17 protein-coding genes are annotated in these 19,580 nt (G+C 58.3%); 13 read left to right on the top strand and 4 right to left on the bottom strand.

Annotated elements, in window-relative coordinates:
* Positions 1-5 precede the first annotated feature (5 nt).
* Positions 6-1,256, top strand: a complete 1,251-nt coding sequence (locus MKI83_RS07470; protein WP_241584582.1) for a ribonucleotide-diphosphate reductase subunit beta — start codon at positions 6-8, stop codon at positions 1,254-1,256.
* A 1,390-nt stretch (positions 1,257-2,646) separates the two neighbouring features.
* Entirely contained in the window at positions 2,647-2,928 is a 282-nt protein-coding gene (locus tag MKI83_RS07465) for a peptidylprolyl isomerase (RefSeq protein ID WP_241584581.1), read from the top strand.
* Between the two features lie 92 nt (positions 2,929-3,020).
* On the opposite strand, the gene MKI83_RS07460 is transcribed toward MKI83_RS07465, so the two are convergent.
* Entirely contained in the window at positions 3,021-3,428 is a 408-nt protein-coding gene (locus tag MKI83_RS07460) for an HPF/RaiA family ribosome-associated protein (RefSeq protein ID WP_241584579.1), read from the bottom strand.
* A 353-nt stretch (positions 3,429-3,781) separates the two neighbouring features.
* On the opposite strand from MKI83_RS07460, the gene MKI83_RS07455 reads away from it, so the two are divergent.
* The gene (locus tag MKI83_RS07455) at positions 3,782-4,324 is read left to right on the top strand and encodes a hypothetical protein (protein WP_241584577.1); all 543 of its coding nucleotides are present in this window, start codon (positions 3,782-3,784) and stop codon (positions 4,322-4,324) included.
* Between the two features lie 80 nt (positions 4,325-4,404).
* Positions 4,405-5,751 (top strand): methyl-accepting chemotaxis protein, encoded by a 1,347-nt coding sequence (locus MKI83_RS07450; RefSeq protein WP_241584575.1) that lies wholly within the window; start codon positions 4,405-4,407, stop codon positions 5,749-5,751.
* A 54-nt stretch (positions 5,752-5,805) separates the two neighbouring features.
* On the opposite strand, the gene MKI83_RS07445 is transcribed toward MKI83_RS07450, so the two are convergent.
* Both MKI83_RS07445 and MKI83_RS07440 read right to left on the bottom strand, forming a co-directional pair.
* Positions 5,806-6,204, bottom strand: a complete 399-nt coding sequence (locus tag MKI83_RS07445; protein ID WP_241584573.1) for a hypothetical protein — start codon at positions 6,202-6,204, stop codon at positions 5,806-5,808.
* A gap of 66 nt (positions 6,205-6,270) precedes the next feature.
* Positions 6,271-7,482, bottom strand: coding sequence for an acyl-CoA dehydrogenase (locus MKI83_RS07440; protein ID WP_241584570.1), 1,212 nt, complete (start codon positions 7,480-7,482; stop codon positions 6,271-6,273).
* 157 nt (positions 7,483-7,639) lie between these two features.
* Between MKI83_RS07440 and MKI83_RS07435 the strand changes: the two genes are divergently transcribed.
* The 9 genes from MKI83_RS07435 (at position 7,640) to MKI83_RS07395 (ending at position 18,107) form a co-directional block, all read left to right on the top strand.
* Positions 7,640-8,575 (top strand): LysR family transcriptional regulator, encoded by a 936-nt coding sequence (locus MKI83_RS07435; protein WP_241584568.1) that lies wholly within the window; start codon positions 7,640-7,642, stop codon positions 8,573-8,575.
* Positions 8,576-8,914: 339 nt separating this feature from the next.
* Positions 8,915-9,289, top strand: coding sequence for a MerR family transcriptional regulator (locus tag MKI83_RS07430; protein WP_241584564.1), 375 nt, complete (start codon positions 8,915-8,917; stop codon positions 9,287-9,289).
* A gap of 44 nt (positions 9,290-9,333) precedes the next feature.
* Positions 9,334-10,497, top strand: coding sequence for an isovaleryl-CoA dehydrogenase (locus MKI83_RS07425; protein WP_241584562.1), 1,164 nt, complete (start codon positions 9,334-9,336; stop codon positions 10,495-10,497).
* 46 nt (positions 10,498-10,543) lie between these two features.
* Entirely contained in the window at positions 10,544-12,151 is a 1,608-nt protein-coding gene (locus tag MKI83_RS07420) for a carboxyl transferase domain-containing protein (protein WP_241584559.1), read from the top strand.
* A gap of 26 nt (positions 12,152-12,177) precedes the next feature.
* The gene (locus MKI83_RS07415) at positions 12,178-12,978 is read left to right on the top strand and encodes a gamma-carboxygeranoyl-CoA hydratase (RefSeq protein ID WP_241584556.1); all 801 of its coding nucleotides are present in this window, start codon (positions 12,178-12,180) and stop codon (positions 12,976-12,978) included.
* On the top strand, positions 12,975-14,900 hold the full coding sequence (locus MKI83_RS07410; RefSeq protein ID WP_241584553.1) for an acetyl/propionyl/methylcrotonyl-CoA carboxylase subunit alpha: 1,926 nt from the start codon (positions 12,975-12,977) through the stop codon (positions 14,898-14,900). The genes MKI83_RS07415 and MKI83_RS07410 overlap by 4 nt, the downstream gene beginning before the upstream one ends.
* A gap of 9 nt (positions 14,901-14,909) precedes the next feature.
* Positions 14,910-15,809, top strand: coding sequence for a hydroxymethylglutaryl-CoA lyase (locus tag MKI83_RS07405; protein ID WP_241584550.1), 900 nt, complete (start codon positions 14,910-14,912; stop codon positions 15,807-15,809).
* A gap of 9 nt (positions 15,810-15,818) precedes the next feature.
* Positions 15,819-17,768: an acetoacetate--CoA ligase gene (locus MKI83_RS07400; protein WP_241584547.1), complete on the top strand. Its 1,950-nt coding sequence runs from the start codon at positions 15,819-15,821 to the stop codon at positions 17,766-17,768.
* A gap of 60 nt (positions 17,769-17,828) precedes the next feature.
* A complete protein-coding gene (locus MKI83_RS07395; protein WP_241584544.1) occupies positions 17,829-18,107 on the top strand; it encodes a peptidylprolyl isomerase in 279 nt (92 codons plus the stop codon).
* Positions 18,108-18,148: 41 nt separating this feature from the next.
* Here the strand turns inward: MKI83_RS07395 and cysG are convergent, their stop codons facing one another.
* On the bottom strand, positions 18,149-19,534 hold the full coding sequence (cysG, locus tag MKI83_RS07390; RefSeq protein ID WP_241584542.1) for a siroheme synthase CysG: 1,386 nt from the start codon (positions 19,532-19,534) through the stop codon (positions 18,149-18,151).
* Between the last annotated feature and the right edge of the window lie 46 nt (positions 19,535-19,580).

The raw sequence follows: 19,580 nt of genomic DNA, 5'->3' as shown, positions 1-19,580 counted from the left end.
CCACCATGTTGAGTTGGGACGAATTCGATCAGGAAGACGCCGTTGCCGCCAAGCCCGCTGCCAAAGCAGCGCCGCACGTCGCGCAAGCCGCACTGGATAAGCTGGACAACGTCGCAGAAAGCGCCGTGCAAGACGCTCGTGAAGTCACCTCGGATGACTCCGACGCGGTCGCTCGCGCCAAGTCCGCGCTGAACCAACTGGACATCCAAGAAGGCCTGGATGAGCTGGAAGGCTCTAGCGCACGCGTCACCGTCGACTCTAAGCGCATGATCAACTGCCGCTCTGATCTCAACCAGTTAGTACCGTTTAAGTACGACTGGGCGTGGCAAAAGTATCTGGATGGTTGCGCCAACCACTGGATGCCGCAAGAAGTGAACATGAACGCCGACATCGCGTTATGGAAGAGCAAAGACGGCCTGACCGATGACGAGCGCCGTATCGTCATGCGCAACTTGGGCTTCTTCTCAACCGCTGACTCGCTGGTCGCCAACAACCTCGCTTTGGCCGTGTACCGTTTGATCACCAACCCTGAGTGCCGCCAGTACATCCTGCGTCAGGCCTTTGAAGAGGCGATCCACACGCACGCCTATCAGTACTGCATCGAGTCACTGGGCATGGATGAAGGCGAGATCTTCAACATGTACCACGAGATTCCCTCCGTCGCGAAGAAAGCCGCGTGGGGCCTTAAGTACACCCGCGCCATTTCTGATCCACAGTTCAATACCGGCACCGTCGAAACCGACAAAGAGCTGCTGCGCAACCTGATCGCTTATTACTGCGTATTGGAAGGCGTGTTCTTCTACTGTGGCTTCACCCAGATTCTGTCCATGGGCCGTCGCAACAAGATGACCGGCGTCGCCGAGCAGTTCCAATACATCCTGCGTGACGAGTCGATGCACCTGAACTTCGGCATCGACGTGATCAACCAGATCAAGATCGAAAACCCGCACCTGTGGGATGCGGCCATGAAAGACGAAGCCACGCAGATGATTCTGCAAGGCACTCAGCTGGAGATCGAATACGCACGCGACACCATGCCGCGCGGCGTGCTGGGCATGAACGCGGCCATGATGGAGGACTACCTCAAATTCATCGCCAACCGTCGCCTGTCGCAAATCGGCTTGAAAGAAGAATATCCGGGCACAACCAACCCCTTCCCGTGGATGAGCGAAATCATGGACCTCAAGAAGGAAAAGAACTTCTTCGAGACTCGCGTGATTGAGTATCAAACCGGTGGGGCGTTGAGCTGGGATTGAGGTGGGGCAAGACCATTAGGCAATAAAAAACGCGGTTACCTGAAATGGATGTTTGGGGCAGCGAATAGAAAGACGAAGCCCCGCCTTGTGCGGGGTTTTTTATTTTGCGAGATCGTTAAATCGTTTTTCGCCCTTACGGCGAGTCACTTTCTCTTGCGTGCCCAAGAGAAAGTAACCAAAGAGAAGGGCACCCCGGCATACGGGTTTGGCGGCTACGCCACCAAACTACCCTCCTTCCGGTGCTGCTCCGAGGGTCGGCATACACGGGCCATCCATGGCCCGTTATACCTCTCGGCTCTGGCATCCTGCTTCGCCCTAACTCCTGCATCCATGCAGTCGTCGCGGCCATCCGGGCCGCTCGCCCCTCTGCGCAACACCTCCAGTACTCGCTGCGCTCGCCCTGCGGGCCAGCCTACGGCTGTTACTCCGCTTCGCTCCGTTTCAGCCTCCTGACGGGGACTTTGTCCGAGTCGCCTGATCGAGCTGCTGCTTTCTGGTCGATTGCTGCATTTTGCCGCCGAAGAAACTAGGCATTTTAGAGCTGGCACACTCTGCCCCTTTCAGCGGGCTGAACGCAGTCATTGTGTAAGAGGTTGAGCGGCAAGGATGCCGCGAAAGCCGCGATGGGCCAGGACGGCCCTTCGCGGCGGGCCTCTGGAACAATGATGGAGTGAAGGCAGTTTGGCCAACGGCCAAACCCGGCTGCAGGGGCAAGACTTTTTGCTTCCTTTTGGGGCGACTGCCAAAAGGAAGCCGCCCAGCAGGGCGGAATAAATGCCTAAGTACCCCACAAATAATCAGCTGAAAACACCAGAGCACTCAGCAACTCGAACGGCTTTGTTGCTCGGTAGATTTTGAGCCCTGATCCATAGTTTTAAAGTCAAACCTTCGACCTGCACCCTCCGCCCCTTTCAGCGGGCTGAACGCAATCGTTGTGCAAGAGGTTGAGCGGCAAGGACGCCACGAAAGCCGCGATGGGCCAGGACGGCCCTTCGCGGCGGGCCTCTGGAACAATGATGGAGTGAAGGCAGTTTGGCCAACGGCCAAACCCGGCTGCAGGGGCAAGACTTTTTGCTTCCTTTTGGGGCGATTGCCAAAAGGAAGCCGCCCAGCAGGGCGGAATAAATGCCTAAGTACCCCGCAAATAATCAGCTTAAAACACCAGAGCACTCAGCAACTCGAACGGCTTTGTTGCTCGGTAGTTTTTGCGTCCTAATCCAGCACTATTCTTCTGGGTTTTAAAGCCAAACCTTCGACAGCGCCCAGCAAATCGACAGGCTTTACCGCTTTCTGACGGGCCTTTAGCGCAAAGATGAAATGACAATACCAGCAGGCTTGCTTTCACCTGCTCAATCGCTAGGCTATGCCTTTTCAACCTGAGGACATATTTATGGCTCGTGCAACCGCTCGCCACATCCTGGTTTCAACCGAAGACAAGTGCAACGAACTCAAAGCAGCAATCGCTGGCGGCGCTGACTTTGCGCAAGTGGCTAAAGAAAACTCCTCCTGCCCCAGTGGCAGCCAAGGCGGTGACTTGGGCGCTTTTGGTCGTGGCCAAATGGTTAAAGAGTTCGACGAAGTCGTGTTCAGCGCCCCGGTCGGCGAAGTGCAAGGCCCAGTGAAAACCCAATTTGGTTATCACCTGTTAGAAGTCACCAGTCGCCAAGACTGATGCCTGCTGTGCTTTAGCTTGAAGCACGAAAAACGCCGGTAGCGTGCGCTAACCGGCGTTTTTTATGGTGCTATGAGCGTGTGCGCTAAGCATCAAGCGCTACGCAGTTGCTCCTCAGCGAGAAAGTCTTCCTCTAGCAGTTGGTCCACGTTGTCACTGCTGTCACCGTCCTCACGCACGCCACCGCGCTTGCTGCGTAACTTGCCCATTTGATGGTCAAGGGCATGAATCAACTTCTCAACGGCGCCATCAAAGGCAAACTCCAGCGATTCTGCTTTGTGGGTGACGGATAGCGGTTGGCGACCTTTGGGTCTTGCTTCGATTTGGCAACGCTTATCAGCGGCGCCACTCTTATGGGCGTTGTCGTCATGAAAATGTACAACAACGCGGGTAAGGTCCTCACTAAAGCGGTCAAAACGATCAGCAACGATAGTGCTGACCCAGGTAGCTAGGCGTGCACTGCCTTCAATGTGGTTGTCACTGTGAACCTGGACTTGCATAGGGCATTCCTTCTTCAACCAAACAACAAAAACGTCGCGAAAAACCTTGGCGACAATTTCAGCCTACGTCATTGCAACGCATGGCGGGAGGTTTTTTTCAGCAAAAAACGCACTTGCCTGACCAATGTCAGCTTTATTCATCCAATTGCCTGCAAACGCTAGACAGGCCATTTGCGGGCTGCCTATTATCGTCGGGATAACACGCCCCTCCCCGCTGCTTTTTGCCTCTTCTCGCGCGCTTAATTCGCGCTCAATCGCTTAGCGCAAAATCTGATTCACTTGCCTCACGTCATGCTGATCGCCCGCACGGACCGTTACCGTGTCAACGGTCATAACGGCTTTAGGTCACGGTGATGCGTTGGCTAATCTGGTTGTTTGTTGCAGGGGCTTCACAGGTCTACGGGCAATGCCCAAAAGCGGATGTGCCGGTGCTGTTAAGCGCCGGCGAGGTGCAGTTGCAGTTGCAAACCACAGACGACGCTGGTTTGGCTGTGGTTTGGCTGTGTGACGCCACGCAAAGCTTACGCTGGCCCTTAATGGCTGCCGATGGGCAACAGCGTGCGCAAACGCTCGATGGCGCATGGCACTTTGCGCAGCGGCAAAGCTTTGTTCTGTACAGCGCCGCCTTAGGCGAAGTGTGGGAGATCAGCTACGACCCGCATGCCGCTGACATACCCACCGGCAAAATTCATGACTTTCAGTACCGTGAAGGCGCATTTAGCCCCGGCTACCTGCATCCTCGGCGCGGCAAGGTCAGCCTGACGTCGTTATCGCCCCCTAAGGCGATCTACAGCGAGCACGGAATCCTTTGGGACGATGAGCAGGCGCAACACTTCTATCATTTGGACGTGCGCAAACTTATCCCGCTGCCGGCCTCAATAGGCCCTGCGCCATAGAAATCTGCTCGTAAAACATCAAGTTATCGACGGTGCCGCCGACCACACGGACGCACCCTTTGCCGACATGAGGTCTTGGCATGCTTCATTCCCTGTCACTGCGCTACAAATTCTGGGCCGTCAACGGCGTCTCATTTATCGTCACGTTATTGTTGGTGCTCTTGGCATTACAGCTAGAAACCCACGGCCGTAACGATGCCCTGCGCGAGCAGGCGCAAGCACTGGCTAGCGCCGAACAGCGCTGGCAGATTCAAGAGTCGAGTTATTGGCAGGCAAACCCAGTATTAGGCACGCTCAGTGAGGCTCAAAGCCGCGCGACTAAGGTGGTCGGCTATGGCTATTGGCAGCTGTTTGCTGAGCGTGCGTTCACCTACGCCGTGGCGGTGGCGCTGTTGATGCTGTTGGTGCTGGTGGCTTCGCAGCTCCTGATCCATTTCATCTTGAGTCACCTGATTTCGCTTAAGAACAGCATGCTGAAGGCACAGCGCGAGGGTGATCTCACGGTACGCGCCAAGTTTATCGGCACTGATGAAGTGGCGCAGATGGCGCGGGCGTTCAACGAGATGCAGGCCAGCTATCAGCTAGTGCTGCAGACCGCACAAGAAGTGGCGCAGCAGATTGACCACGAAGCCAGTCAACTGCGCCAGCGCATGCAGGCCAGTGGTGCGGCGCTGCAACATCAACAAGCAGAAACCACCATGGCAGCCACCGCCATGGAGCAAATGAGCGCGACCGTGCTGCAAGTGGCCGAGCACGCGACCAATACGCGGGATCAATCCAAAGAGGCCGATCGTTTAGCCGGTGACGGCGCCACGGTAGTCAACGGCGCATCGCAAGCGATTGAACGCCTAGCACAAGGGGTTGAGAAAACCGCCAGCGTACTGCAACGCATGGTCGATGACAGTCGGCAAATTGGCGGCATGCTGGGGGTGATTCATGGCATTGCCGAACAAACCAACTTACTTGCCCTTAACGCGGCCATTGAGGCGGCACGGGCGGGTGAGTCTGGCCGTGGCTTTGCCGTGGTCGCCGATGAGGTGCGCGCCCTCGCCCAGCGCGTGCAGCAATCCACCGATGAAATTGGCAGCACCTTAGGCGCCCTAGAAAAGGCCAGCGCAGACGCACAAACCTTTATGGGACAAAGCCGCGAGCAAGCCGAGACCTGTGTCACTCAAGCCGGTGCCGCAGCGCAAGCGCTTGAGGCCATCACCCAAGCGGTGGCGCAGATGCGTGACAATAACCAGCAAATCGCCGCAGCCGCCCAAGAGCAAAGCCAGGTCGTCGGCGAAATCAGTCAGGGTATTGTGCGCATTCGCGATGTCACCGAGCAGACCGTGCACACCAGCGAGGCATCCGTGCAGGCGGGCAGCGCTCTGACCGAGCATTCGGCGCGCCTACAACACGCCTTGGCTAAGTTGCGTTTGTAAGCACTGCGGCCGCGTTAGCTACCCGTTAGGTCGGTGCAACGAATCTGCATCGACCTAACGCTGGTTTGGCTCACGCAGCCAGTACTTAGCTACCAACGGGAACTGCAACCAGAACGAGAAGTAAAACAGGGTCAAATACCAGTACCGGTACAGAAACCCCCAGTCTTCGCCGCCGATCCACTTGATGTACACCACGTCGTAGCAAAACAGCGGCACGGTTAGATACAGCGCCAGCCACCACGCGTGGCCGAGATAATCGCGAGTAGTCATCCACTGCAAAATCAGCCGAGATAGCGGGATGTAAATCAGCGTCACGGCGACAACCGCGCCTATCTGCATGCTAAGTGGCCAGCTTTGGTAGTAATCAGGCCAGCCAACCAGCACAAATACACCCCAAGTAATAAAACTCATCAACAGCAGCGCGGCGTGTGTTTTTATCGTCAACGTAGGCATGTGCAGTTCTTGTGCGGCGGTAAAAAAAACGCCCGCCATGAGGCGGGCGTGATGGGCTAGGCAGTCTTACGCCTTGGGCATATGTTTGCCCAGCTCGTGCTTGCCGATGGCCATACGGTGCACTTCATCAGGGCCGTCAGCAAAGCGCAAGGTGCGTTGCATCGCGTACCAGTACGCCAGCGGGAAGTCACCCGAAACACCGGCACCGCCGTGGATTTGAATGGCACGATCGATCACATTCAGCGCCACGTTCGGGGCAACCACCTTGATCTGAGCGATTTCACTCTTGGCCACCTTATTACCCACGGTGTCCATCATGTAGGCGGCTTTTAAGGTCAACAGGCGCGCCATATCGATTTCCATGCGCGAGTCGGCAATCTTGTCGATATTGCCGCCCAGACGGGCTAGCGGCTTACCAAAAGCGGTACGGCTCATGGCCCGCTTGCACATCAACTCCAAGGCACGCTCGGCGCAGCCGATTGAACGCATGCAGTGGTGGATACGGCCGGGTCCAAGACGACCTTGGGCGATTTCAAAGCCACGGCCCTCACCCAGCAAGACATTGCTGTAAGGCACGCGCACGTTTTCCAGCAAGATTTCAGCGTGACCATGCGGGGCATCGTCATAACCGAATACCGGCAAGTGGCGAACGATTTTTAAGCCGGGAGTATCCATCGGCACCAGAATCATCGAGTGCTGCTGATGGCGCGGCGCATCCGGATCACTCAACCCCATGAAGATCATGATTTTGCAGCGTGGATCATTGGCGCCTGACGTCCACCACTTGCGACCATTGATCACCCACTCATCACCGTCACGCACGGCGCGGGCTTCCATATTGGTGGCATCAGATGACGCCACGCCCGGCTCGGTCATACCGAAGCACGACCGAATTTCACCGCGCAGTAATGGCTCAAGCCACTGCTTCTTGTGCTCTTCGCTGCCATAGCGCACCAACACTTCCATGTTGCCGGTGTCGGGGGCGCTGCAGTTGAACACTTCTGGGCCAATCAAGGAGCGGCCCATGATTTCCGCCAGCGGCGCGTATTCTAGGTTGCTCAGGCCTGCGCCCAGCTCAGACTCGGGCAAAAACAAATTCCACAGGCCAGCGGCACGGGCCTTCTCTTTGAGTTCTTCCATGATTTGCGTCGGCTGCCAGCGATCGCCTTCGGCAACCTGCTGTTCAAAGATCGCTTCAGCTGGATAGACATGCTCATCCATAAATGCACTGACGCGTGCCTGAAGATCTTTCACCTTGGGCGAATAATCAAAATGCATCGTTGCTGCTCCCGAGTGTGGGGTGAATAGAGTGGTTGCCAAGGATGGTAGGTCAGGGTTTATGATTTATCTAATCTATTATTGACGCCTATGAAGATTCATCACCAATATGTAGTGTCGTCATTCACAGCGCTATCAACAAAGCTCGGGAGCCAACATGATTCTGAACAAGGTCGACTTGAATTTGTTCGTGGTGTTTGACGCCATTTACACCGAATCCAACCTGACTCGGGCCGGACAAATCGTCGGCATCACCCAGCCGGCGGTGTCGAACGCCCTCGCCCGGCTGCGTGAAACCTTCAACGATCCGCTGTTTGTACGCACCGCCCAAGGCATGGTGCCAACGCCGATGGCGCAAAACATTATTGGCCCTGTGCGTAATGCCTTGACCCTACTGCGGGTGTCGGTACAAGACAGCCGCAGCTTTGCCCCGCAAGAGGCGAGCAAGACCTATCGCATCAGCATGACCGACTTATCAGAAGCCGTGGTGCTGCCACGGCTGATGAAGCGCTTGAGCAAGCAAGCGCCGCACATCAGCATCGAGAGTTTTATGGCCAAGCGCCGTGAGACCACCAAAGAACTGGCCGCTGGCCGCCTCGACTTTGCTGTGGATGCGCCGCTCAATACCGACCCGCAAGTACGCCATGTCAAATTGCTGGAAGATCGCTACGTCTGCGTGATGCGCCCAGATCACCCCTTCGGCAAAAAAGACAAGCTAACGCTGGATGAGTACCTGAGCCTGAGTCATATCCACATTTCCAGCCGCCGCAACGGCTTGGGCTACATTGACTTAGCCTTAGGCAAGCAAGGCCTGCAGCGACGCATTGCCCTGCGTTCGCAGCATTACTTGATGGCCTCGCTGGTGGTCAAAGACAGCGACATGGTCATGACCGTACCCGAGCGCTACGCCCGTCAGCACAGCCTGCACTTTGCTGAATTGCCGGTTAAAGATGTACCGGCGTTGGAAACCCACCTCTATTGGCACGAAAGCACCGACCAAGACCCCGCCAACCGCTGGATGCGCGAGCAACTGATCGACCTGTGTCAGCGCATGCTGCAAAACGAGCAGCAACCTTTAGATGCTTTATCATAAAAGCATCATAACTAGCTGTTATTAAAGCTTTTAACCAGATAGTGAATGTATTACTCGAACCCAGCCTGCCGGTCAGGCTGGGTTCTTTCGAGTGATTTCTGGGCCCGCGCCACTGCCCATGACCACCCTTCTTGCGTACCTTTCGCAACGCACAACCAGCACTTTTAGACCTGGGCGCTCTTCCTGATCACCGGCCTTGCCAGCGTGTTTCTCGCGCTGCCCACCTTCATCTGCCTTCTCGCTCTTCACGGCAGCCGTTGCACGGCCTTTTGCTGCCGGCGTCTTGACGTTAACGTCAACTTAGCTTTACGTTAACGTCAAGGTAAGCGAGAGAGCGCCATGAACACCCTCAGTATTTCTGATCTAGCCCGTGAGTTTGATGTCACCACCCGGGCGATTCGTTTTTACGAAGAACAAGGCCTGCTGGAGCCCGAGCGGCGTGGTCAAGAGCGCGTATACACGGCCAAAGACCGCACCACCCTCAAACTCATTTTGCGCGGCAAGCGGATTGGTTTTTCCCTCGCCGAATGCAAAGAGCTGATCGAGCTGTACGACCCTGCCGGTGGCAATCGCAAGCAGCTGAATACCTTTTTGCACAAGATCGCCGAGCGCCGCGCGCAGTTGCAGCAGCAGCTGTTGGATATCCAGCACATGCAGTTGGAGCTCGACACCGCGGAAGAGCGCTGCCAAGAAGCGCTGAGCAGAACTGATTAAATTCAAATAGTTATCTAATAAATCTAACAAATAGGATTACTCACATGAGCCACCCTTCGCTGAATTTCGGTCTTGGTGAAACCATCGACATGCTGCGCGACGCCGTACGCCAGTTTGCGCAGAAAGAACTCGCCCCGCGCGCGGCGGATATCGACCGCGACAACCAGTTCCCGATGGATATGTGGCGCAAGTTTGGCGACATGGGCCTCTTGGGCATGACGGTGAAAGAAGAGTACGGCGGCACCGACATGGGCTACCTGGCGCATGTGGTGGCGATGGAGGAAATCTCCCGCGCGTCGGCCTCGGTGGGCTTGTCTTACGGCGCGCACTCCAACCTGTGCGTGAATCAAATCCACAAAAACGGCACCCACGAGCAAAAGCTCAAATACCTGCCCAAGCTGTGTAGCGGCGAGCATATCGGCGCGCTGGCGATGAGCGAGCCCAATGCCGGCTCTGACGTGGTGAGCATGAAACTGCGTGCCGACAAGCGTGGCGACCATTACGTGCTCAACGGCAACAAAATGTGGATCACCAACGGCCCCGACGCGCATACCTATGTGATCTACGCCAAAACCGACCTCAGCGCCGGTTCCAAAGGCATGACGGCGTTTATCGTTGAGCGCGATTGCAAAGGTTTTTCGCGCCATCAAAAACTCGACAAACTGGGCATGCGCGGCTCCAACACCTGCGAGCTGGTGTTTCAAGATTGCGAAGTGCCGGCAGAAAACATCCTCGGCGGCGAAGGCCGTGGCGTAGCGGTGTTAATGAGCGGGCTGGATTACGAGCGCACGGTGTTATCCGGCGGTCCGACCGGCATCATGAGCGCGTGCATGGACGTGGTCGTGCCCTACATCCACGACCGTCAACAGTTCGGCCAAAGCATCGGCGAATTCCAGCTGATTCAAGGCAAAGTGGCGGACATGTATGCCGGCATGAACGCGTCCAAAAGCTACCTTTACAACGTGGCCAAGGCCTGTGATCGCGGCGAAGAATCGCGCAAAGACGCCGCTGCGGTGATTCTCTACACCGCCGAAATGGCCACCAAGATGGCGCTCGACACCATCCAGATTTTGGGCGGCAACGGCTACATCAACGAATACCCCGCGGGGCGTTTGCTGCGCGATGCCAAGCTGTATGAAATTGGCGCCGGCACCAGCGAAATCCGCCGCATGCTGATCGGCCGCGAGCTGTTTAACGAAACCAAGTAAATCGCCGCCTGCCTATAACGCAGCCCGCACGCGGACGGAGTTCGTCATGAGTGTTATCAAAAGTCAGATTAACCCGCGCAGCCCCGAGTTTGCTGCCAACCATGCGGCCATGCAGGCGCTGGTGGACGAGCTTAAAACGTTGCACGACAACATCGCCCAAGGCGGCGGCGCTAAAGCGCAAGCGCGTCATACCAGTCGCGGCAAATTACTGCCGCGCGAGCGGATTGCCGCGTTGCTGGATGCCGGCTCTGCGTTTCTGGAGCTCAGCACCCTGGCGGCCCATCAGGTGTATGACGCCGACGTGCCTGCCGCTGGAGTGATCGCCGGCATTGGTCGGGTATCGGGCGTGGAATGCATGATCGTCGCTAACGATGCCACGGTTAAAGGCGGCAGCTACTACCCACTGTCGGTGAAAAAGCACCTGCGCGCGCAAACCATCGCCCAGCAAAACCGCCTGCCGTGTATTTATCTGGTGGACTCAGGCGGCGCCAACCTGCCCAATCAAGATGAAGTGTTTCCCGATCGCGAACACTTCGGCCGCATCTTCTTCAACCAAGCCAACATGAGCGCGCAAGGCATTGCGCAGATTGCTGTGGTGATGGGCTCGTGCACCGCCGGCGGCGCGTATGTGCCGGCGATGGCTGATGAGTCGATCATGGTGCGCAACCAAGCGACCATCTTCTTGGCTGGCCCGCCCTTGGTGAAAGCCGCCACTGGCGAGGTGGTCAGCGCCGAAGACTTAGGCGGCGCCGATGTGCACTGTAAAACCAGTGGCGTGGCCGATCATTACGCCGAAAACGATGAGCATGCGCTGGCCATTGCGCGGCGCAGCATTGCAAATTTGAACTGGCGCAAAGCCGGCCAGTTGCAATGCCAAACGCCACGCCCACCGCGCTACAGCGCAGAAGAGCTGTACGGCATTGTGCCGTGCGACTTAAAAAAGCCCTTTGATGTGCGCGAAGTCATCGCCCGTTTGGTGGATGACTCAGTGTTCGATGAATTTAAAGCCCAATACGGCACCACCTTGGTGTGTGGCTTTGCCCATCTGCACGGCTACCCCGTCGCCATCTTGGCCAACAACGGCATTCTGTTTAGCGAGTCAGCGCAAAAAGGCGCGCACTTTGTTGAGCTGGCCTGCCAGCGTGGCATTCCCCTGCTGTTTTTGCAGAACATCACCGGCTTTATGGTCGGGCAAAAGTACGAGGCCGGCGGCATCGCCAAACACGGCGCCAAGCTGGTCACCGCCGTGGCCTGCGCGCAGGTGCCTAAGTTCACGGTGATCATTGGCGGCAGCTTTGGCGCCGGTAACTATGGCATGTGCGGGCGTGCTTACGACCCCCGTTTTTTGTGGATGTGGCCCAACGCGCGCATCTCAGTGATGGGCGGTGAGCAAGCCGCCGGGGTGCTGGCGCAGGTCAAGCGCGAACAAGCTGAGCGCGCCGGTGAGCCCTTCAGCAGTGACGACGAAGCGGCCATCAAAGCCCCCATCGTGGCGCAATATGAAGCCCAAGGTCACCCCTACTACTCCAGCGCACGACTGTGGGATGACGGAGTGATCGACCCGGCACAAACCCGCGATGTACTCGCACTGGCAATTTCTGCCAGCTTGAACGCCCCCATCGAGCCAACGCGCTTTGGCGTGTTCCGCATGTGATTGGCCCTACGCCTACGAGATTCGAAATGACTGCTTACACCCATATTGCGCTGGATATAGCCGCCAACGGCGTGGCCACCTTGTGGCTTAACCGCCCCGAGAAAAACAACGCCTTCAATGCCGAGGTCATTCGCGAGCTGATCCACGCGCTGGATGAAATCGAAGCCAACAAAGCCATCCGCTTTATGCTGCTGCGCGGCAAAGGCAAACACTTCTCCGCCGGTGCTGATCTGGCTTGGATGCAACAAGCGGCTGAGCTGGACTACAACGCCAACCTGCAAGATGCCCGCGAGCTGGCTGAAGTCATGGCCAACCTGTACAAGCTGCCTATTCCCACGCTGGCCGTGGTGCAAGGCGCAGCCTTTGGCGGTGCGCTAGGGCTGATTGCCTGCTGTGACATGGCCATTGGCGCCGACGATGCGCTGTTTTGCCTCTCGGAGGTCAAAATCGGCCTCGCCCCAGCGGTGATCAGCCCGTTTGTCACCAAAGCCATCGGTGAGCGCGCCATGCGCCGCTATAGCCTCACGGCCGAGCGTTTTGATGGCGTCCGCGCGCAACAATTAGGCCTGTTGGCCGAGTGCTACCGCGCAGACGAATTGCAAGCAGCCTTAGATAGCTGGGTGGATAACCTGCTGCACAACGGCCCCCAAGCCATGCGTGCCTGCAAGGCGCTGCTGATGGAAGTCGGCCCTGGCGCATTATCGCCGGCGCTGCGCCGTTACACCGAGGGCGCCATCTCACGCCTGCGCAGCAGCGCCGAAGGCCAAGAAGGTCTGCAAGCTTTCTTGGCCAAGCGCCAACCCAACTGGCAGGAGCCCAAGGCATGATCAACACCCTTCTGATTGCCAATCGCGGCGAAATCGCCTGCCGCGTCATGCGTACCGCCAAAAGCCTCGGCCTGCGCACGGTCGCGGTGTACAGCGATGCCGACAGCCATGCCCGCCATGTGCGCGAGGCCGACAGTGCCGTGCGCGTGGGCAGCGCCAAGCCCGCTGACAGTTACTTGCGCATCGACGCAGTGATTGCCGCCGCCCAACAAAGCGGCGCGCAGGCGATCCACCCAGGCTACGGGTTTTTATCTGAAAATGCTGAATTTGCCCGCGCCTGTCAGCAAGCTGGGTTGATATTCATCGGCCCGCCGGTTGCAGCGATTGAAGCCATGGGCAGCAAATCCGCCGCCAAAGCGCTGATGGAAACCGCCGGCGTGCCGCTGGTGCCGGGCTTTCATGGTGCAGCACAAGACATCGACACCTTCCGCGTCGAGGCCGAACGCATCGGCTACCCCGTGCTGCTGAAAGCCGCCGCCGGTGGTGGTGGCAAAGGCATGAAGGTGGTCGAGCAGCCCGCGCACTTGGCCGAAGCACTCGCCAGCGCGCAACGCGAAGCACAGGCCGCCTTTGGCGATAGCCGCATGCTGGTTGAGAAATACGTGCTCAAGCCGCGCCATGTGGAAATCCAAGTGTTTGCCGACCAACACGGCAACGCCGTGTACCTGCACGAGCGCGATTGCTCGATCCAGCGCCGTCATCAAAAAGTGGTCGAAGAAGCCCCCGCCCCCGGTTTAAGCGCCGAGCTGCGCCAAGCCATGGGCGAGGCGGCCGTGCGTGCCGCGCAGGCGATTGGCTATGTGGGCGCCGGCACCGTGGAGTTTTTGCTCGATGAGCGCGGCGACTTTTTCTTTATGGAAATGAACACCCGCCTGCAAGTGGAGCATCCGGTCACCGAACTGATCACCGGCCAAGACTTGGTCGCTTGGCAGCTAGCAGTGGCGCAAGGCGAGCCGCTACCGCTGAGCCAAGCGCAAATTCCCCTTAATGGCCACGCCATGGAAGTCCGTCTGTATGCCGAAGACTGCGACGGCGGCTTTCTGCCCGCCACCGGCACGCTCAGCCTGTACCGTGAACCGCCACTGCAAAGCGGCTGGCGGATTGATTCCGGCGTCAGCGAAGGCGACAGAGTGAGCGTGTTTTACGACCCCATGCTCGGCAAATTGATTGCTTGGGGCGCAGACCGCGAGCAAGCACGGCGGCGTTTGCTCGCCTTGCTCGATGCCGTGCAGGTCGGCGGCGTCACCACCAATATCGCCTTTTTGCAGCGCACCCTCGCCCATCCGGCATTTGCCGCCGCTGAGCTAGACACCGGTTTTATCGAACGTCATCACAGCGCCCTGCTGCCGCCGATGCCGGCGCTGGACGAACCCTTCTGGCAAGCCGCCGCCTGCGCATGGCTGGCCACCGAGCCACCAGCAAGCCGCAACGACGACCCGCACTCACCGTGGCAGCAACAAAACGGCTGGCAGCTCAACGGGCAAACCAGCGTGCGCCTGCACTTACAGTGCGGCGAGCAAGACCACGTTGTGCGTGGCGCGCTGCCAGCGCTGTGCTTTAGCGATGACACCTTGTTTATCCATGAGCAGCGCCTGCGCGCCGTGCGCCGTGGTGGCTGTTTGTTCTTAACGTGGCAAGGTCGGCAGTTCAGTGTCAGCCTGTTCGACCCACTGGCCGAGGCCGAAGCGCACGCCCAGCACGGCGGTGGCTTAACCGCGCCGATGAACGGCAACATCGTGCATATCGCGGTCAAGCCCGGTGCGGCCGTCGAAGCCGGCGCTACGCTGGTAGTACTCGAGGCGATGAAGATGGAACACAGCATCCGCGCTGCCCACGCCGGCACGGTCAGCGCATTGTTTTGCGCGGTTGGCGATATGGTCAGCGAAGGCAGTGTGCTGGTTGAACTCGATAGCGACGAATAAGGATTACCCATGAAGCTCCCCAGCAAGGTCCGTCTGGTTGAAGTTGGCCCCCGCGATGGCCTGCAAAACGAAAAGCAGCCCATCAGCGTGGCGGACAAAATTCAGCTGGTGAACGACTTAAACGTCGCAGGACTGAGCACCATCGAAGTCGGCAGTTTTGTCTCGCCTAAATGGGTACCGCAAATGGCAGGCTCCGCCGAAGTATTTACCGGCATCGAGCGCAAACCGGGCGTGATCTACCAAGCACTCACACCCAATCTCAAAGGCTTTGAAGCGGCGTTGGCTGCTGGGGCTGACGAAGTAGCAGTGTTTGCCGCCGCCAGCGAGGCTTTCTCGCAGAAAAACATCAACTGCTCGATCAGCGAAAGCCTCACGCGTTTTCGCGATCTAATGGCCGCCGCCCAAACGGCGAACATCCCCGTGCGCGGCTATGTCTCGTGCGTGCTCGGCTGTCCGTACGATGGCGAGGTTGCCCCTGAGCAAGTGCTCAGCGTGGCGCGTGAGCTGTTTGCCATGGGCTGCTACGAGGTATCGGTCGGCGACACCATTGGCGTCGGCACCGCGGGTAAAACCCGCGAACTGTTTAACCTGCTCGCCCGTGAAATCCCCCGCGAAAAACTCGGCGGACATTTCCACGACACCTACGGCCAAGCGCTGGCCAATATCTACGCTAGCCTGCAAGAAGGCATCGAGATTTTTGACAGCTCCGTGGCCGGTTTAGGCGGCTGCCCCTACGCCAAAGGCGCCACGGGGAACGTGGCCACCGAGGATGTGGTCTATCTACTGAATGGTTTAGGCATTGAACACGGCATCGACCTGCCGCGCCTAGCCGCCGCCGGCCAGCGCATTTGCGCTGTACTGGGCCGCGCCAACGGCTCGCGTGTGGCCCGCGCGCTGCTCAGCCAATAAGGAGTCCCCATGACTCAGCCCCTGTGGCGCCCCAGCGCCGAGCATATCGCCAGCACCCGCATGGATGCTTTCCGCCAATTTGTCAGCCAACGCCACAGCGTGCCGTTGGCTGACTACCCTGCCCTGCATGCATGGAGCATCAATCAGCGCAGCGATTTTTGGCAGGCGATTGCCGACTTCTTCGACGTGCACTGGCAACAACCGGCCAGCTACGTGCTGCATGAAGGCACCGAGATGCCGATTGCCGATTGGTTTGTGGACGGCACGCTGAACTTTGCCGAACACCTGCTGCGCCGTCGCGACAATGCCACCGCACTGGTGGCCGTCAGCGAAAACGGCGAGCGCAATGAACTCAGCTATGCAGAACTGGCCGCCAACGTCGCAGGCCTGCAGCGCTATCTGCAAGCGCAAGGTGTTGGCGTGGGTGATCGCGTGGCAGCCATCATGCCCAATACGTGGCAAACCGTGGTCGGCATGCTCGCCACGGCTAGCCTCGGCGCCACGTGGTCGAGCTGCTCGCCGGATTTCGGCAGCCACGGCATTGTCGATCGCTTCGGGCAGATCGAGCCGAAAGTGCTGATCGCCTGCGCGGGCTATCACTACGCCGGCAAAGTCATCGACATCCGCAGCAAGCTGCAAGATGTGCTCAATCAGCTGCCCAGCGTGCACTGCGTGGTGTTAGTGCCGTATGCCATCCCCGAGGCATCCGCCGCAGAAATCAGCCCGCTGTGCACCCGCTGGCAAGATGATTTCAGCCCCGGTGGCGAGCCGCACTTTACCCCCGTACCGTTCGCCCAGCCGCTGTACATACTCTATTCCAGCGGCACCACCGGCGTGCCCAAGTGCATCGTGCATGGCGTGGGCGGCACCTTGCTGCAGCACTTAAAAGAGCTGGGCCTGCACAGCGACGTTAAAGCCGACGACACGCTGTTCTACTACAGCACCTGCGGCTGGATGATGTGGAACTGGCTGGTCTCCGGCCTTGCCTTAGGCAGCACGCTGGTGCTGTTTGATGGCTCGCCGTTCCACCCCACGCCTGAGCGCTTGATTGACTTGATCGACGCCGAACAGATCAGCCATTTCGGCGTCAGCGCCAAATACCTTGCGGCACTGGAGAAAGCCGGCGTAGTACCCAACGCCAACCATCAGCTGAACAAACTGCGCGCGGTGTTCTCCACCGGCTCGCCACTGGCGCATGAAGGCTTCGATTACGTGTATCAAAGCTTCAAGAGCGATCTGTGCTTGGCCTCGATTTCTGGCGGCACCGATATCGTCTCCTGCTTTGCCTTAGGCAACCCCGTGCTGCCAGTGTGGCGCGGCCAGCTGCAATGCGCCGGTTTGGGTATGGCGGTGGAGGTATGGAATGACGAAGGCATGCCGGTGCGCGGCGAAAAAGGCGAGCTGGTCTGTACTCGCCACTTCCCCTCCATGCCAGTCGGTTTCTGGAACGATGACGAAGGCACTAAATTTCACGCCGCCTATTTTGAGCGCTTCCCCGGCGTGTGGGCGCATGGCGACTATGCCGAAATCACCCCAGAAGGCGGGCTGATTATTCATGGCCGCTCGGATGCCGTACTCAACCCCGGTGGCGTGCGCATTGGCACCGCAGAAATCTACCGCCAAGTAGAAAAAGTCGAAGCCGTGCTGGAAAGCCTCGCCATCGGCCAAGAGTGGCAAGGCGATGTGCGCGTGGTGCTGTTTGTGCGCTTGCGTGACGGCTTAGTGCTGGACGATGAGCTACAAGACACCCTGCGCCAGCAGATTCGCGCCAACACCACGCCCCGTCATGTACCGGCGAAAATCGTGCAAGTCACAGATATCCCGCGCACCTTAAGCGGCAAAATCGTCGAACTGGCGGTGCGTAACGTGGTGCACAACCTGCCGGTGAAAAACACCGATGCCTTGGCCAACCCTGAAGCGCTAGCGCAATTCCGCAACCGCGCCGAGCTGGCCGATTAAACTTGGGTGTAACGCGCGGCTGGTCGATAATGCCCCGCCGCGCCCACCGGAGAATCGCTCATGCCCATGGCAATGGCCAAACACATCCTGCTTAAAACCGAAGCAGAAGCATTAAAAATCAAAGCCTTGCTGGATAAAGGTGAAGCATTCGATAAGCTCGCAAAGAAACACTCCATCTGCCCCAGCGGCAAGAAAGGCGGCGACTTGGGCGAAGTCCGTCCGGGGCAAATGGTCGGTGCGATTGATCAGGTCATCTTCAAAAAACCGCTCAAAGTGATCCACGGCCCCATTAAGAGCCGCTTCGGTTATCACTTAGTGCAGGTGTACTACCGCGATTAGCCTCGGCTCGTGCAGCAGCGACTCGGCCGACACAGCGGCCATCACTGTGCGGGGTTAAACCACGCCAAACGCTCTTGCAGTTGCACCACTTCGCCGACGATCACTAAAGTCGGCGCATGCACTTCGTGTTCGGCGACCAACTCTGCGAGATTCGCCAAGGTGCCGGTAAACACCCGCTGCTGTGGCGTGGTGCCTTGTTGCACCAGCGCGGCCGGTGTTGCAGCGATGCGGCCGTGGGCGATCAGCTCACGACAAATATCTGCCAGCCCCACTAAGCCCATGTAGAAAACGATGGTTTGCTGCGGCGATACCAGCTCGGACCACGGCAAGTCTAAGCTGCCGTCTTTTAGATGGCCGGTGATAAAACGCACCGACTGGGCGTGATCACGGTGGGTGAGCGGAATGCCGGCATACGCCGCGCAGCCGCTGGCGGCGGTGATACCGGGCACGACTTGGAACGGGATGCCGTGGGCTGAGAGTTCGTCGATCTCCTCGCCGCCACGACCAAAGATAAACGGGTCGCCGCCTTTTAAGCGCAGCACGCGCTTGCCTTCTTGCGCCAAGCGCACCAGCAGTTGGTTGATTTCTTCCTGCGGCACGGCATGCTCGGCGCGGCGCTTGCCCACATAAATGCGGTCGGCATCGCGGCGGCACAGCTCTAAAATAGGCTCGGCCACTAAGCGGTCGTACAGCACCACATCGGCTTGCTGCATCAGACGCAGCGCACGGAAAGTCAGCAAATCTGGATCACCAGGGCCTGCGCCGACTAAATACACTTCGCCGCCGGTGCTGCCGCTATCGGCATTGAGTTGTTGCAGCAGGGTTTGCTCGGCGTCGGCCTCTCGGCCAGCAAACATGTGCTCGGCCACCGCACCTTGGAAGACGTTCTCCCAAAAAATGCGTCGACTGCGAATATCGCTAAAGTGCGCTTTAACCTGCTGACGAAAACGCGCCGCTAATTGCGCTAAACGGCTGTAGCCCGGCGGCAGCCAGGTTTCCAGTTTGGCGCGCACCAAGCGTGCTAGCACCGGTGCATCACCACCACTGGAGACCGCCACCATCAAAGGTGAGCGATCAACAATCGCTGGGAAGATCACCGTGCACAAATCCGGCGCATCCACCGCGTTAATCGGTAAATGTTGCGCCTGTGCCGCGGCAGACACCTGTGCATTGACGGCGCGTTCATCCGTGGCGGCTATCACGAGCACACAGCCGTTTAAGTCGTTGGCCTGCCAATCCCGTTGCTGGCAACTGCCGCCGCCTTGCACCGCCAGCTCGGCCAACTCGGCGTCGATGTCAGGGGCAACCACATGCAGCACGGCGCCGGCTTGGCTAAGTAAACGCCCCTTGCGTAAGGCGACTTCACCGCCGCCAACCAGCAATACCGGGCGGTTTTTGAGGTTATGAAACAGCGGCAGAAAGTCCATGGTTCACTCACAGGCAGATAAAAAAACGGCAGGGTTGCGATTAGCC

This window comes from Atopomonas sediminilitoris (genome assembly GCF_022601735.1).
In the GTDB taxonomy this organism is placed as follows: Bacteria; Pseudomonadota; Gammaproteobacteria; order Pseudomonadales; family Pseudomonadaceae; genus Atopomonas; species Atopomonas sediminilitoris.
This window is presented reverse-complemented; position numbering and strand designations above follow the sequence as displayed.